The sequence below is a fragment of the Denitromonas iodatirespirans genome, from assembly GCF_018524365.1.
In the GTDB taxonomy this organism is placed as follows: Bacteria; Pseudomonadota; Gammaproteobacteria; order Burkholderiales; family Rhodocyclaceae; genus Nitrogeniibacter; species Nitrogeniibacter iodatirespirans.
This window is the reverse complement of record NZ_JAEKFT010000002.1, coordinates 199,411-214,038: the sequence shown is the minus strand read 5'-3', so window position 1 is coordinate 214,038 and position 14,628 is coordinate 199,411. Positions and strand designations below refer to the sequence as shown.

Genomic DNA, 14,628 nt, shown 5'->3' with positions numbered 1-14,628 from the left:
CTGAACGACCGGCGCCACCGCGGCGCCGGGCAACAAAAAACCGGCAGCCCTTCGGGGTCTGCCGGTTTTCTTTTGGGCGCCGCCGCAGCGTTTAGCGGAACACCACCGTCTTGTGGCCGTGCATCAGCACCCGGTCTTCGAGGTGGTAGCGCAGGCCGCGCGCCAGCACGGTCTTCTCGATGTCCCGACCGTAGCGGACCATGTCCTCGACCGCGTCGGAGTGATCGATGCGGATCACGTCCTGCTCGATGATCGGGCCCTGGTCGAGATCAGCGGTCACGTAGTGGCAGGTGGCGCCGATCAGCTTGACGCCTTTGTCGTAGGCCTGGTGATAGGGCTTGGCGCCGACGAAGCTGGGCAGGAAGCTGTGGTGGATGTTGATGATCCGCCCCGGGTAGGCGGCACACAGCTCGGGCGAGAGGACCTGCATGTAGCGCGCCAGCACCATGGTGTCGCCATGCACCTCCTCGAACAGGCGCTGCACCTCGGCATAGGCCGCGGCCTTGTTGTCGGGCGTGACCGGCACATGGTGGAAGCGGATGCCGTGCCACTCGACGAAGCCGCGCAGGTGGTCGTGGTTGGAGATGACGCAGGGGATCTCGACATCCAGCTCCTGGCTCTGCCAGCGCGCCAGCAGGTCGTAGAGGCAATGCTCCTGGCGCGACACCAGCAGCACCAGGCGCTTCTTGACCGCCGAGTCGGTGATCTTCCAGTTCATCTCCAGCTCGTCGGCGAGCGGCGCGAAGCGCTCGCGGAACTCGCTGAGCATGAAGGGCAGCGAGTCGGCGCGGATCTCGATGCGCATGAAGTAGCGCCCCACGGCCTCGCCGGCGCGTGGTGGCTCGGCATGCAGCGCGGTTTCGAGGATCCAGCCCTGGTGCTCGGCAATGAAGCTCGACACGCGAGCGACGATGCCGACACGGTCGGGGCAGGAGGCGGAGAGGGTGTAGAAGCGTTCTCGGTGCATACGGCGGATCAGCTGCCGATGCGCGCGCTGGCGTCGAGGATCTCGCGCATCAGCGCATCATAGTCACGCACCACCGGGTACTGCGGGAACTCGCGGATCACGTTGTCCGGCGGGCAGAACAGGATGCCGGCGTCGGCCTCGCCGAGCATGGTGGTGTCGTTGTACGAGTCACCGGCGGCGATGGTCTTGAAGTTCAGTTCCTTGAAGCGGCGCACCGCCTCCTGCTTCTGGTTGGGCATGCGCAGGTGGTAGTTCACCAGGAAGCCGCTGACGTCGGCTTCGAGCCGATGGCAGAACAACGTCGGCCGGCCGAGCTGGTCCATCATCGGCTTGGCGAATTCGTAGAAGGTATCGGACAGGATCACCACCTGGAAGCGGTCGCGCAGCGCGTCGAGGAAGGCCTCGGCGCCGGGCAGCGGCCCCATGTCGGCGATCACCGCCTGGATGTCGGGCAACCCGAGCTTGTGCTCGCGCAGGATATCGAGCCGGTAGCGCATCAACACGTCGTAGTCCGGCTCGTCGCGAGTGGTGCGACGCAGGGCATCGATACCGGTACGGGCGGCGAACTCGACCCAGATTTCGGGAATCAGCACACCTTCGAGGTCAAGACAGACGATCTGCACGGTCAAACCCTTGTCGTTGGTCGGGAACCGGCGCATTTTAGCAGGCCGACCCTGCGCCAAGTGTGGTGTTTTTCCCCGCCCCGACCGGGTCGTCGGCATACGGCATCGTACGGTCGCTTGATCCGGCCGGGGCGAGCGGCCACAATGCAGACAACCTAGAACAAAACACTCAGAGGAGAACCGCCATGTCACAGCAAGTGCTCGTCTCGTTCGGCCCGTCGCAGGAGTACGAATTCGTCGTCCATGACTCCGATCTGGAGGGGATGGACAAGAGCGCCGCGCGCGCCTGGTTCGCGCAGGAGTTCGAAGACCTGGAGTGCACGCCGAGCAACCCGATGGGCAAGGTGCTGGTGCTGGACATGATCCTCAACGTGGCCAAGTACGGCGGCGAGGCCCGCTTCAAACAAGGCGGCGACTGGGCCAAGCGGTTTGCCGCGGCCACCGCCGTGGCGCTGGGCCGCCCGGTGATGAAGGTGGACGTCAAGGCCTTCGCCGTCGGCTGAACCCGTCCGCCAGAAGCAAAAGGCCCGCGCGATGCGCGGGCCTTTTTATTGTGGCCGTCGCCGGCCTCAGAGCCTGAGCGTTTTACGGGCGAGCCCGAGCGGCGCCCCAGAGACGGCCTGATCCAGGCGCAAAGCACAGCCATAGCTCGGGCGATGGCGAGCATTTGCAACGACGAGCAGGGCGTCTCTGGGGGGACGAGCGGGCATGAACGAAAGACGCTCAGGCGCTCAGTGGTCGCGACCGAGCCGGAACAGCCCGACGCTGGCCAGGAAGTTGGGCTCTTCCTTGACCCGCTCGCCCTCGTCGAAACCGATCGCATCGCGGATCACGATGCCGTTCATCTCGCACAGGCTCTCGAAATCGGCGATGGTGAAGAAGCGCACGTTGGGCGTGTTGTACCACTGGTAGGGCAGGTTCTCGGAGACCGGCATGTGGCCGTTGAGAATCGCCTGGCGGTGGCGCCAGTAGGCGAAGTTGGGGAAGCTCACCACCGCCTCGTGGCCGACCCGCAGCATCTCGGTGAGGATGCCGACGGTGTTGTGGATGGCCTGCAGCGAGAAGCTCATCACCACATGGTCGAAGAAGCCGTCTTCGAAGCCGGCCAGGCCGCGTTCGAGGTCGATCTGCAGCACGTTGATGCCGTTGCGGATGCAGGCGCGCACATTCTCCGGATCGGCCTCCACGCCATAGCCCAGCACGCCGCGGGTGTCCTGCAGATGGCGCAGCAGGCTGCCGTCGCCGCAGCCCAGGTCGAGCACCGTCTCGCCCTCGCCGATCCATTCGGCGATGGCCTGGAAGTCGTAGCGCAGTTCAGTCATGGCCGCTCACCTCGATGCGGTCGAAATAGGCCGACAGCACGCCGTGGTAGATGGCGTCGCTGAGCAGGAAGGAGTCGTGGCCGGCAGCCGAGTCGATCTCGGCATAGCTGACGTTGCGCCGGTTGTGCAGCAGCGCCTCGACGATCTCGTGGCTGCGCTCGGGCGGGAAGCGCCAGTCGGTGGAGAAAGACACCACCAGGAAATTTGCCTGCGCCCGCGACAGCGCCGCGGGCAGGTTGCCGCCATGCTCGAAGGCGGGGTCGAAGTAGTCGAGCGCCTTGGTGGTCAGCAGATAGGTGTTGGCGTCGAAGTAGCCGGCGAACTTCTTGCCCTGGTAGCGCAGGTAGGACTCGATCTCGAACTCGGCGTCGTAGCTGAACACCTGCTTGCCGTGGCGCAGGCTGCGGCCGAATTTCTCGGCCATGGCGTCGTCCGACAGATAGGTGATGTGTCCGACCATGCGCGCCAGACGCAGGCCGCGCTCGGGCACCACGCCATGGGCGATGTAGTCGCCGCCATGAAATTCCGGATCGGTGAGAATCGCCTGGCGCGCCACCTCGTTGAAGGCGATGTTCTCGGCCGACAGTCGCGGCGCGGCGGCGATCACCGCGGCATGCGCCACGCGGTCCGGGTACTGCAGCGTCCACGACAGCGCCTGCATGCCACCGAGCGAGCCGCCGACCACCGCGGCGAAGCGTTTGATGCCCAGCGCATCGGCGAGGCGCGCCTGCGAGGTGACCCAGTCTTCCACCGTCACGAAGGGAAAAGCCGCGCCCCAGGGCTGGCCGGTGGCCGGGTTGATCGAAGTCGGGCCGGTGCTGCCGTAGCAGCCACCCAGGTTGTTGACGCCGATGACGAAGAACTTGCGCGTGTCGAGCGGCTTGCCGGGGCCGACCAGGTTGTCCCACCAGCCGGCCCGCTCCGGCGCATCGGCATAGTAGCCGGCCACATGATGGGAGCCGGACAGGGCATGGCACACCAGCACCGCGTTGGAGCGGTCGGCATTGAGCGTGCCATAGGTTTCATAGACCAGTTCGTATTCGTCGAGACAACCGCCGCTCTTGAGCGGCAGCGGCTCGGTGAAGCGCTGGGTGCGCGGTGTGACGACACCGACGGATTGAGGCTGCGTCATGGTGATCCCGAAAGCAAAAAACCCGGTCGGCCGTGAGGCGCAAACCGGGTTGCCCTCGCTTTAGCCGAACTTATTGAGCGCCCGCAAGCTGATTGTCAAATCGGCGCTATGAGCCCGAAAGTTAGCGTCCCGTCCGGCAAAAGTCAAACCATCGGGTCATGTCAGCCGTACAGACGCTCGACCGCTTCGTGCACCCGCTCCTGCTCGTCCATCTTGAGGATGCGCTGCACCTTGGGGGCCAGATCCACCAGGTCGGCGCGCAGGATTTCCTGCTTGACGCTGAGCATCTGGGTCGACTGCATCGAGAACTGGCGCAGCCCCATGCCCAGCAGCAGCCGGGTGTAGGCCGTGTCGCCGGCCATCTCGCCGCACACCGACACCGGCAGGCCGTAGCGCACGCCGGTCTGGATGGTGCCGGCGATCAGCTTGAGCACCGCCGGATGGAGCGGGTCATAGAGGTGCGCCACCGCCTCGTCGGTGCGGTCGATGGCCAGGGTGTACTGGATCAGGTCATTGGTGCCGATCGACAGGAACTGCAGCCGGCGCACGAACATGCCCAGCGCCAGCGCCGCCGCCGGCACCTCGACCATGCCGCCGACCTCGACACGCGGATCGAACTTCTGCTTGCGCTCGGTCAGCTGCGCCTTGGCCTGGGCGATGAGCGCCAGCGCGTGGTCCATTTCGTGGGCATGGGCCAGCATCGGCAGCAGGATCTTGAGCTTGCCGTAGTGCGAGGCGCGCAGCAGCGCGCGCAACTGGGTGAGGAAGACCTTGGGCTCGGACAGCGAGTAGCGGATCGCGCGCATGCCCAGCGCCGGGTTGGCCTCGGTGCTACGCTTGCCGATGCTGTCGAGTGCCTTGTCGGCGCCGACATCGAGGGTGCGGATGGTCACCGGCGCATCGTCCATCTTCTTGAGCACCCGGCGATAGGCCTCGAACTGCTCGTCCTCGTCGGGCAGGCCGTCGCGGCTGAGAAACAGGAACTCGGTGCGGAACAGGCCGATGCCGTCGGCCCCCACCGCCCTCGCAGCAATGGCGTCCTTGGGCAGCTCGATGTTGGCCAGCAGCTTGACCTCCTCGCCGTCGAGCGTGGTGGCGCGGGTGTCCTTGAGGCGCTGCAGCCGCGATTGCGCCAGCGCCAGCTCGGACTGGCGCAGCGTGTACTCCTCGACGATGTGCTCGTCGGGCTCGATGATCACCACGCCGCGCGTGCCGTCGATGATGATCAGCTCGTTGTCGTGCACCAGATGGCGCACGTTGTGCAGCGCCACCACGGCCGGAATGGCCTGGCTGCGGGCGACGATGGCGGTGTGGCTGGTGGGCCCGCCCACATCGGTGACGAAGCCGGCGATGTCATGGTCGCGAAAGCCGATGGTGTCGGCCGGCGACAGGTCGTGTGCCACCACGATGGTGCCCAGATCGCTCTTGCGCCGCTTGGGCAGGCGCCCGGGATGGCCGAGCAGCACCTTGACCACCCGCTCGACCACCTGGATCACGTCGGCCTTGCGCTCGCGCAGATAGGCATCCTCGATCTGGTCGAACTGTTCGATCAGCAGCTCCATCTGCTGCACCAACGCCCATTCGGCGTTGCAGCGCCGCGCCTCGATCAACGCACGGGCCGCGTCGATCAGCATCGGATCGTCGAGAAACATCAGGTGCAGATCGACCAGCGCGCCGACCTCGCCATGCCCCTGCTGCTGATCGGCGGTGGCTTTCAGCTCACCCAGTTCGCTGCGCACCGTGTCGACGGCCGCATCCAGACGCGCCACTTCGGCGGCCTGCCGGCGCGGCGGCACCTGGTAGTGGTTGACCTCCAGCAGGGCGTGGGAAACCAGATGGACATGGCCGATGGCGATGCCCTGGGACACCGCGAGGCCGTGCAGGGTAAAAGGCATACTCCCCCTTTCGGGCGGGCCACCGTGGGCCCTTGCGCCCGTTCGACCGGCAGCCCGCGCATGGGCCGCCGCATCGTGTTATTCGTCTTCGCCGAAGCGGTCCTTGATCAGATCGAGCAGCGCCTGCATGGCCTCGTCGGCCTGCTCGCCCTCGGTGTCGATGGTGATGGTCGCGCCGCGGGCGGCCGCCAGCATCATCACGCCCATGATGCTTTTGGCGTTGACGCGGCGGCCGTTGCGTTCCAGCGATACCTCGCAGGGGAAACTGCTGGCGGTCTGCGTCAGCTTGGCCGAGGCACGGGCGTGCAGGCCCAGCCGGTTAATGATTTCGACATCGGTTCGGGGCATCGCGTTATCTTTTCTCTGTGTTCTCGGGCCGGATCGGTTTCATCTGGAGCACACCGTCGCAGGCGCCGGCCACGGCCCGCTTGACCACGACATCGAGCGGGTACTCCCGATAGTTCAAGACGCGCAGCAGCATCGGCAGATTGACCCCGGCGACGGCCTCGACATGCCCCGGGCGCAGCAGCGACAGGGTCAGGTTGGCCGGCGTGGCGCCGTACAGGTCGGTGAGGATCAACACGCCCTCGCCCTGGTCCAGCTGCTGGAGCATCTCCTGCGCCACCGGCAACAGGTCGCGCGGGTCGTCCTGCGCCGTCACGCCGATCTGCAGCAGCAGCGGCGGCTGCCGGTTGAGCACATGACAGGCGCACTGGATCATGGCGTCACCAAGATTCGCGTGCGTGATGAGGAGCAATCCGATCATGTGCAACCCACGGCCGGGGGACAGGCCATTGTAGCCGAGCCCCGAGCATGGCGGGCAGGGCTCAGTCCACCACCCGGTCGATCTCGATGCCGCCGAGCGGCTTCATGCGGGCGCGCAAGTCGCGGGTCACCGCGATGCGCCCGTCGGCATCGACCCGCAGCGCCATCTCCACCCCGTAGCGCTGCGCCATTTCGCGCCAGCCATCGCCGGCCAGGAAGACCGGCTTGCTGGCCACGTCGGACAGCACCCCGGCGCCTACGCGCGGCGGCACCAGCACCGTCACCGCCTGGGTGCCAGAGGCCGGCTCGCCGGTGCGCGGGTCGATCAGGTGGGAAAAGCGCCGGCCGTCGAGTTCGAAGTAACGCTGGTAGTCGCCCGAGGTGCCGATCGCCTCGCCGTCGTAGAGCGCCAGCACGGCGATCGGCTGCGGCGCGCGTGGATGCTGGATGCCGACCTGCCAGGGGTGGTCGCCCTTGCGCCCCAGCGCCATCACATTGCCGCCGATGTTGATCAGCGCGTTCTCGATGCCTTCGGCACGCAGGATCGCCGCCGCGCGGTCGAGCGCGTAGCCCTTGGCATAACCGCCCAGATCCAGCTGCACATCGGGGTTGTCGCTCCACACCTCGCCGCCGTCGATGTGCAGGTCGGCCATGCTGGGCGCGCTGTCCACCAGCGCGCGGAGGGCCGTCGGCGCCGGTTGCTGCGGGCTGAACTGGTCGCTGTGAAAGCCCCACAAGGCCACCAGCTTGCCCAGCGCCGGGTTGAACAACTGGTCGCCGATCGCCGCCAGCCGCTGGGCGTCAGCCAGCATCGTGGCCAGCTCGGCCGACACCGGGGCGCGCTCGCCGTTCGCCAGCGCCGCATTCAGGGCGGTCAGCTCGGACGGCGACCAGGCGTGGTAGGCGGTGTGCAGGCGGTCGAACTCGCGCAGCACGGCGCCCATCGCATGCTGCGCGGCCGCGTCGTCGTTCCCCCACACCAGCACTTCGACCCGGGTGCCGAAAACGAAGGCTTCTTGCTGGTGCACGCTGCTGCGGCTGCAGCCGGTCAGCGCCACGGCCAGGCAGAGCAGGAGAATCCTCAGGAACATCGTCGGGCCATGCAGTTGGCGAACAAGCCGGCGATTGTACCGGCGCTACCGCTCACTGTGTCGGGCGGTTCAGGCGCTCGATGCGCTCGGCGGTGGCCGGATGGCTGGACAGATAGTCGCTCAGGCCGCCACCTCTCCCGCCCGGCCGGTGTGCCTGCTCGAGGCGTTCGAGCATGTCGGCGAGCAGGGCCGGCGAGCGGCCGCTGCGGTGCAGCAGATCGGCGCCCCAGGCATCGGCCTCGCGTTCGAAATCGCGCGAATAAGCGGCGCTGGCGACCATCGTCGCGCCAACGGTCGCCAGCGAGCTGACATCGCCGGTCCATACCCCGATCACCGCGGCCAGCACCGAGGCCTGGATCAGATTGCGCAGCCCGTGGCGATGCGCCACATGGCCCAGCTCGTGCGCCACCACCGCGGCCACATGGGCATCGCTGGGCGCCAGCGCCACCAGCGCGTCGGTGACGACGATGTCGCCGCCGGGCAGCGCGAAGGCATTGGCGCCGAAAGCCGGCGCCTGGCGAAAATGCAGGCGCACCGGGTCGGTACTGCGGCGCGCGGCCAGCAGCGGAGCAACTTCGGCGTTCAGCGCGGCGATACGCGCCGGTGCCAGCGCCGTGGGTTCGAGCAGGCCGCCGTCGTCGAGGGTCTTGAGCAGCTGCGCGTCGAGGGTTTGCACCGCCGCCGTCGGCAGGGCATGGGCCACGCCCCGTGCCAGCAGCGGCAAACCCCAGCGGTAGCCGGCCGCGCCGACCGCCAGGATCAGCACGATGGCCACCAGCACGCGCAGGCCGCTGCCTTGCCAATGGGTGATGCTCCGCTCGCGGTGGTTGAGTGCGCGCAGGAAATCGCTCAGCGCCGGGCCGCAGGCCAGCTCGCAATGGCGCCCGCCGGGCAGGTCGACCCGGCGCGTGGCGTGCCCGAGCGGCTCATGCCAGGTCAGCGCCGCCGGGGCGAGGCGCTCGCGCCGGCCGCTGCCGTCCTCGAACAACAGATCGATGCCGCCGGCCACGGCGCACAGGCGCACCGCGTGCGGCCGGCTGGACTGGCCGTCGAAGAGGCGAGCATCGATCTGGGCCATGTTCAGAAGCCCAGGTCGACATCGAGCAAGTCGGCCGCCTCTTCGCCGATGACACGCGCCTCTTCTTCCTGTGCGGCGACGAAGTCGTCGAGCGGCGCAGCCGGCAACACGGCCAGGTGCTCGACCCGGTAGCGCCACAGGCGCACCGCCGCGAAGGGGCGGTAGAGACCGAGCGTCAACGCGGTCAGCAGCCAGTTGGTGAGTACGATGAACACATAGCGCCCGGGCGCCAGATCGGCGAGAAAGCCGTGCTCGCCCAGGTTGCTGTGGTTGAAGGTGAGGTTGGACAGGTGGGCACTGACATAGGGCGCGATCAGCGCCAGGCCGAGGTAGAACACCACCACCGCGGTGAAGATCGTCAGGCCGATGGCGGCGCCGCGGGAGGACGGGTCAAGCCCGCTCGCAGCGAAGAAATCGACCGAGCCGATCAGCAGCGCGGCGACCAGGCCGAGCAGCCCGAACACCGCAATCGACAGCAGCAGCACCCGGCCGAAGACGCGATACACCGCGCCGACTGGCAGGTCGATCTCGAACGGCGCCTGACCGAAGCGCAGGTGGTTCATCAGGTAGCGCCGTTGCTTGGCCAGGGCCACGGGCAACAACAGCCCGGCGGTGAGCACGCCGGCGATCGGCCACAGCACCCAGGCCTTGGCGGCGCCCCAGGCGAGGCCGTCGAAACCGAAGCGCAGGCCGCGCCAACTGGTGTTGTGGGCGCGAAAGCGCAGCGCGCGCGAGATCATCCACGGCAGCAGCACGGCGAAGACCAGCATCACCACGAGGTTGAGCAGCGGGTTGAACTCGACGGCGATGTTGGCCACCACGATGGCCGCCATCACCAGCAGGCGGCCCTTGAGGATCTTGACCGGGTCGGCATGGTAGTCGAAGGCCGAGCCGTCGAGCAGGGTGTTGCCGAGGAAGTAGCGCTCGCGCCGCACCTTGGCCCAGGCCGAGTAGATGCCCAGGGTGAGAATGCTCAGCAGCAGGTTGACGATCCAGATCTTGAAGTAGGCGCCGCCGCTGCCGCTGAACTCGAGGCGTAGCTCGTCGGGGTTGTCGGCCGGCGAGGCGAAGGCCGGTAGGGTCGCGGGTGCATTCATGCTTATCGCATCATTTCGAACAAGGGAGACGTGACAGTAGCATGCACGCCGGGCCCGGCACAGCCCAGCATGTCACACCGGCGCTCAGGCGGCCGCTTCGAGCGTCTCGATGACCCGGGTGGCGACGTCGAAGCCTTGCTGGTCGTGGATCTCGACCATGCAGGTGGGGCTGGTGACGTTCACTTCGGTGAGGTGGCCACCGATCACGTCGAGGCCGACGATCAGCAGCCCGCGCGCCCACAGCGTCGGTGCCAGCGCCTCGGCGATCTCGCGCTCGCGCTCGGTCAGCGGCATGGCCACGCCGCGCCCGCCGGCAGCCAGGTTGCCGCGTGTCTCGCCGGCCTTGGGGATGCGCGCCAGGCTGTAGGGCACCACCTCGCCGCCGATGATCAGCACGCGCTTGTCGCCCTCGGCGATCTGCGGCAGGTAGCGCTGCGCCATGATGGTGTGGCGGCCCAGCTCGGTGAGCGTCTCGATGATGGCGTTGCGGTTGGGGTCGTCGGCGCGCACGCGGAAGATGCCGGCCCCGCCCATGCCGTCGAGCGGCTTGAGGATGGTGTCGCCCATTTCATCAATGAAGGCGTTGAGATCGCCGGCATCGCGCGCGACCCAGGTCGGCGCGGTGAATTCGGCGAACTCGGTGATGGCCAGCTTTTCGGAGTGGTCGCGCACCGCGCGCGGATCGTTGTACACCCGCGCGCCGGCCTGCACCGCGCGTTCGAGCAGCCAGGTGGCGGTGAGGTATTCGAAGTCGAAGGGCGGGTCCTGGCGCATCAGCACGGCGTCGAACTCGGTCAGCGCCACGGTGGTGACCTCGCCCGGCACATACCAGGCGGCGTTGTCGGCAGTCGGCGTGAGGTGCTGCGCGCGCGCCATCACCCGGTCTTCGCGCCAGGACAGGTCGGGCCGCTGGATGCTGAACACCTGGTGCCCGCGCGCCGCGGCGGCGCGCATCATGGCGACGCTCGAATCCTTGTAGGCTTTGAGGTGTTCGATGGGGTCGAGGATGAAGGCCAGGCGCATCATGCGTTTCCGTCGTCGGGGGGGTCTTCGAAAAGCGGCGGGCGGACGGTGTGATACACCCGCCGCGCCACATACACACTGGCGGCCAGGATGATCAGCCCGACCGGCAACACCACGATGGCGCTGGCCACCGAGAGCATGTGCTGCTCGGTGGTGGCCGAGGTGATCGACAGCACGCCGATCAGCAGCACCACCCCGGTCACCGCCCCGCCGATCGCGGCGATCAGGCCGGCGACCGGTGCCGGGACACGCCTCATGCCGCGGCGACTTCCAGCACCGCCGGGGCGGTTTCCTCGATCTCGACCGCCGCCGCCAGCAGCGCCAGTCGCGCCACCACGCCATAGGCGTAGAAGCGGTTGGGCGGCGCGTCCGGCCCCTGCCGGGTGTCGGGCAGGGTGCAGCAGGTCTCGAAGGCCAGCGGCTTGAAGTGGGCGCCCGGCGCATTCAGGTTTTCGTTGCGGCCGCGCTCGGTGTGCACCCGGTAGAAGCCGCCCACCACGTAGTGATCCATCATGTACACCACCGGTTCGGCGACGGCGTCATCCACGGTCTCGAAGGTGTGCACGCCTTCCTGGATGATCACCTCGTGCACCTGCAGGCCTTCCTTGATGACACTCATCTTGTTGCGCTGCTTGCGGTTGAGGCCTTTCACCTCGGCCGCATCCTTGACCATCATGATGCCCATGCCGTAGGTGCCGGCGTCGGCCTTGACCACCACGAAGGGCTCGTCGGTGACGCCGTATTCCTGGTATTTGCTGCGGATGCGTGTCAGCAGCGAATCGACCTGAGCGGCCAGGCATTCCTCGCCGGTGCGCTCCTTGAAGTCGATCTGGCCGCACACGCCGAACTCGGGGTTGATGCGCCACGCGTCGATGCCGATGTGCGCGGCGAAGTCCTTGGCCACGCGGTCGTAGGCACGCGCATGGTTGGACTTGCGGCGGGTGTGCCAGCCGGCATGCAGCGGCGGGATCAGCCACTGGCCCTCCAGCCCCTGCAAGGGGGCCGGGATACCGGCCGACAGATCGTTGTTGAGCAGCACCGCGCAGGGGTCGAAGTTCTTCACGCCGAGGCGGGTGCCGCGCCGCTCGAGCGGCTCCAGCGTGAGCGTGGCGCCGTTGGCCAGCTCAAGCACGGTCGGCTCGGTGATCTCGGGCAGCAGGGAGCCGATGCGCACGTTGAGCCCGGTGAGGCGCAGGATGCTCACCAGCTTGGCCACGTTCTGCAGGTAGAACTGGTTGCGGGTGTGGTTCTCGGGGATCAAGAGCACGTTGCGCGCATCCGGGCAGATGCGCTCGATGGCTGCCTGCGCCGCCTGCACGCACAGCGGCAGGAACACGTCGTTGAGGTTGTTGAAGCCGCCGGGAAACAGGTTCAGATCCACCGGCGCCAGCTTGAAGCCGGAATTGCGCAGGTCGGTCGAGCCATAGAACAGCGGCGTGGTCTCCAGCCACTGGCTGCGGAACCACTGTTCGATCTTGGTCTGGTTGTCGAGAAACTGCCGCTCCAGTTCCAGCAGCGGGCCGGTGAGGGCGGTGGTCAGATGAGGGACCATACTGTTCTACTCCGTACGCCCGCGCGTGGCGGGCGGCTTCAAATGGGTTTTCGGCGCATCTTACACCCAAGGCCGAAGAGACCGCCGCGGGCACACCGAACCCACATTGGACGCCTCGACACCCCGCGCCCTGACACTGGCGCGTGGTGGCGCGCGACGTCCGCCACGGCCGCCCCGGTCAGGCGCATAATCGGCGCCCGCCCCCGGCATTCGCGCGATTTCGTGAGCTCATGAACCCCGTCGTCACCAGCATCGGTCTGCTCCTGTGCAGCAATGTCTTCATGACCTTCGCCTGGTATGCCCACCTCAAGGAACTCAACGGCAAGCCCTGGCTGATCGCGGCGCTGGTGAGCTGGGGCATCGCGCTGTTCGAATACCTGCTGCAGGTGCCCGCCAACCGGGCCGGCTACACGGTGATGAGCGTCGGTCAGCTGAAGATCGTCCAGGAGGTGATCACGCTGTCGGTGTTCGTGCCCTTTTCGGTGTTCTATCTCAAGGAGCCGCTCAAGCAGGACTACCTGTGGGCCGGCCTGTGCCTGCTGGGCGCGGTGTATTTCATGTTCCGCAGCAAGGGCGCCTGAACCCGGCATGGCTCACGCCGGGCGGCATGCCCAGGCCAGGGTGTCTTCGAGCCGGTCGTTGCCCCAGAACATCTCGCCGCCGACCAGGAAGGTGGGCGCGCCGAAGATGCCGAGCGCGGTGGCCTGTTCGGTCTGTCGCTGCAGCGCCTGCGCGTTGTCGTCGGCCTGCGCCTCGGCGATCAGGGTGTCGGCCGGCAGCGCGAGCGCGGTGAGGATGTCGGCGATCACCTCGGGCTGGCCGATGTCGCGGTCCTCGCCGAAGTTGGCCCGCATCGCGGCGCGGGCGAAGGCGGCGATCCACGGCTGGGTCTGGCCCAGGCAGGCGACCTGCGCTGCCAGCAGGGCGTTGCGCGGGAACTGGCTGGGCAGGCGGAAGGGGATGTCGTACTTGGCCGCCAGGCGCGCCATGTCGCGCCACATGTAGCGCCCCTTGGGCGGGTAGATGTTGAAGGGTGAGTCGTTCCAGCCCAGGCTGAGGAACACCGGGCCGAGCAGGAAGGGGCGCCACTGCAGCGGCACCCCGGCGGCGCGCGCGGCGGCCTCGACGCGCATCACCGCCAGGTAGGAATAGGAGCTGGCGAACTCGAACCAGACCTCGACGGGTTGCGGGCTGCTCATCGGCTGTCGGGCTCCTTGAAGAAGTCGCGCAGCGCGGCAATCACCTCGCCGGGCGCCTCCTCGGGCAGAAAGTGGCCGCTGTGCACGGCATGGCCGCGCACATCACGGGCGTATTCACGCCACACCGCCAGCACATCGTAGCTGCGCTGGACAAAGCCCTGGTCACCCCACAGCACCAGCAGCGGGCACGCGATGCGCCGCGCGCGGTCGGCCGCGTCATGCGCCAGATCGATGCCGGCGGCGGCACGGTAGTCCTCGCAGCTGGCATGGATGGTCTCGGGCCAGGCGAAGCAGCGCCGGTACTCGGCCAGTGCGGCCGCATCGAAGCGGGCGCCGGGCGCGGCCCAGCGGTGCAGCTTTTCGTGCAGGTAGTAGTCGGGATCGGCACCGATCATGCGTTCGGGCAGGCCGTCGGGCTGGATCAGGAAGAACCAGTGGTAGTAGCCGGTGGCGAAGGCCTGGTCGGTGTGGCCGAACATGTAGTGTGTCGGCGCGATGTCCATCACGCAGGCCCGGCGCACCGCCTGCGGGTGGTCGAGCGCCAGGCGATGGGTAACGCGCGCGCCGCGGTCATGGCCGGCCATGTCGAAGCGGGTGTGGCCCAGCGCCGCCATCAGCTCGACCATGTCCTGCGCCATCGCGCGCTTGGCATAGTTGGCATGATCGGGCCCGCCGGCCGGCTTGCTGCTGTCGCCATAGCCGCGCAGGTCGGGGCAGATCACGTGGAAGTCCGCCGCCAGCGCAGGCGCCACCGCATGCCACATCGCATGGGTTTGCGGGTAGCCGTGCAGCAGCAACAACGGCGGCCCTTCGCCGCCGTGTGTGAAATGGATGCGCGCCCCGGTGGTGTCCACGGTGCGCGCCTCGAATGCCGGTCCGAACAT

Annotated in this window: 17 protein-coding genes; 2 read left to right on the top strand and 15 right to left on the bottom strand. The window is 67.6% G+C overall.

The annotated features are described in order from the left end of the window. Positions 1–91: 91 nt before the first annotated feature. Together purU and thrH are read right to left on the bottom strand one after the other, a co-directional pair. Entirely contained in the window at positions 92–967 is an 876-nt protein-coding gene (purU, locus tag I8J34_RS02640; protein ID WP_214359818.1) for a formyltetrahydrofolate deformylase, read from the bottom strand. 8 nt (positions 968–975) lie between these two features. Further along, the gene (gene thrH / locus I8J34_RS02635; protein ID WP_214359881.1) at positions 976–1,590 is read right to left on the bottom strand and encodes a bifunctional phosphoserine phosphatase/homoserine phosphotransferase ThrH; all 615 of its coding nucleotides are present in this window, start codon (positions 1,588–1,590) and stop codon (positions 976–978) included. A gap of 185 nt (positions 1,591–1,775) precedes the next feature. Between thrH and I8J34_RS02630 the strand changes: the two genes are divergently transcribed. Beyond that, entirely contained in the window at positions 1,776–2,093 is a 318-nt protein-coding gene (locus I8J34_RS02630; protein WP_214359817.1) for a hypothetical protein, read from the top strand. Between the two features lie 228 nt (positions 2,094–2,321). Here the strand turns inward: I8J34_RS02630 and metW are convergent, their stop codons facing one another. The 11 genes from metW to gshA form a co-directional block, all read right to left on the bottom strand. After that, entirely contained in the window at positions 2,322–2,912 is a 591-nt protein-coding gene (gene metW / locus I8J34_RS02625) for a methionine biosynthesis protein MetW (RefSeq protein WP_214359816.1), read from the bottom strand. Next, a complete protein-coding gene (metX, locus tag I8J34_RS02620) occupies positions 2,905–4,044 on the bottom strand; it encodes a homoserine O-succinyltransferase MetX (RefSeq protein ID WP_214359815.1) in 1,140 nt (379 codons plus the stop codon). Before metX ends, metW begins: the two co-directional genes overlap by 8 nt. A 161-nt stretch (positions 4,045–4,205) precedes the next feature. Continuing rightward, entirely contained in the window at positions 4,206–5,939 is a 1,734-nt protein-coding gene (gene ptsP, locus I8J34_RS02615) for a phosphoenolpyruvate--protein phosphotransferase (RefSeq protein WP_214359814.1), read from the bottom strand. Between the two features lie 78 nt (positions 5,940–6,017). Continuing rightward, the gene (locus I8J34_RS02610; RefSeq protein WP_214359813.1) at positions 6,018–6,287 is read right to left on the bottom strand and encodes an HPr family phosphocarrier protein; all 270 of its coding nucleotides are present in this window, start codon (positions 6,285–6,287) and stop codon (positions 6,018–6,020) included. Positions 6,288–6,291: 4 nt separating this feature from the next. Further along, positions 6,292–6,705 carry a PTS sugar transporter subunit IIA gene (locus I8J34_RS02605; RefSeq protein ID WP_214359812.1) on the bottom strand — a complete coding sequence of 138 codons (414 nt, stop codon included), beginning with the start codon at positions 6,703–6,705 and terminating at the stop codon, positions 6,292–6,294. Between the two features lie 61 nt (positions 6,706–6,766). Then, entirely contained in the window at positions 6,767–7,795 is a 1,029-nt protein-coding gene (locus I8J34_RS02600; protein ID WP_214359811.1) for an FAD:protein FMN transferase, read from the bottom strand. A 52-nt stretch (positions 7,796–7,847) separates the two neighbouring features. Then, positions 7,848–8,873: a M48 family metallopeptidase gene (locus I8J34_RS02595; RefSeq protein ID WP_214359810.1), complete on the bottom strand. Its 1,026-nt coding sequence runs from the start codon at positions 8,871–8,873 to the stop codon at positions 7,848–7,850. Between the two features lie 2 nt (positions 8,874–8,875). Continuing rightward, on the bottom strand, positions 8,876–9,970 hold the full coding sequence (locus I8J34_RS02590) for a YjgN family protein (RefSeq protein WP_214359809.1): 1,095 nt from the start codon (positions 9,968–9,970) through the stop codon (positions 8,876–8,878). An 84-nt stretch (positions 9,971–10,054) separates the two neighbouring features. Beyond that, positions 10,055–10,993, bottom strand: a complete 939-nt coding sequence (gene gshB / locus I8J34_RS02585; protein ID WP_214359880.1) for a glutathione synthase — start codon at positions 10,991–10,993, stop codon at positions 10,055–10,057. Continuing rightward, positions 10,993–11,250 carry a hypothetical protein gene (locus tag I8J34_RS02580; protein WP_214359808.1) on the bottom strand — a complete coding sequence of 86 codons (258 nt, stop codon included), beginning with the start codon at positions 11,248–11,250 and terminating at the stop codon, positions 10,993–10,995. The genes gshB and I8J34_RS02580 overlap by 1 nt, the downstream gene beginning before the upstream one ends. After that, a complete protein-coding gene (gene gshA, locus I8J34_RS02575) occupies positions 11,247–12,545 on the bottom strand; it encodes a glutamate--cysteine ligase (RefSeq protein ID WP_214359807.1) in 1,299 nt (432 codons plus the stop codon). Before gshA ends, I8J34_RS02580 begins: the two co-directional genes overlap by 4 nt. Before the next feature lie 230 nt (positions 12,546–12,775). Here gshA and I8J34_RS02570 point away from each other — a divergent pair, with 230 nt between their 5' ends. Then, complete coding sequence (locus tag I8J34_RS02570; protein ID WP_214359806.1) at positions 12,776–13,126, top strand: DMT family protein; 351 nt, start codon at positions 12,776–12,778, stop codon at positions 13,124–13,126. Between the two features lie 12 nt (positions 13,127–13,138). Here I8J34_RS02570 and I8J34_RS02565 read toward each other — a convergent pair whose 3' ends face one another. Together I8J34_RS02565 and I8J34_RS02560 are read right to left on the bottom strand one after the other, a co-directional pair. Further along, positions 13,139–13,744: a 2-hydroxychromene-2-carboxylate isomerase gene (locus tag I8J34_RS02565; RefSeq protein ID WP_214359805.1), complete on the bottom strand. Its 606-nt coding sequence runs from the start codon at positions 13,742–13,744 to the stop codon at positions 13,139–13,141. Continuing rightward, on the bottom strand, positions 13,741–14,628 hold the full coding sequence (locus I8J34_RS02560; protein WP_214359804.1) for an alpha/beta fold hydrolase: 888 nt from the start codon (positions 14,626–14,628) through the stop codon (positions 13,741–13,743). The genes I8J34_RS02565 and I8J34_RS02560 overlap by 4 nt, the downstream gene beginning before the upstream one ends.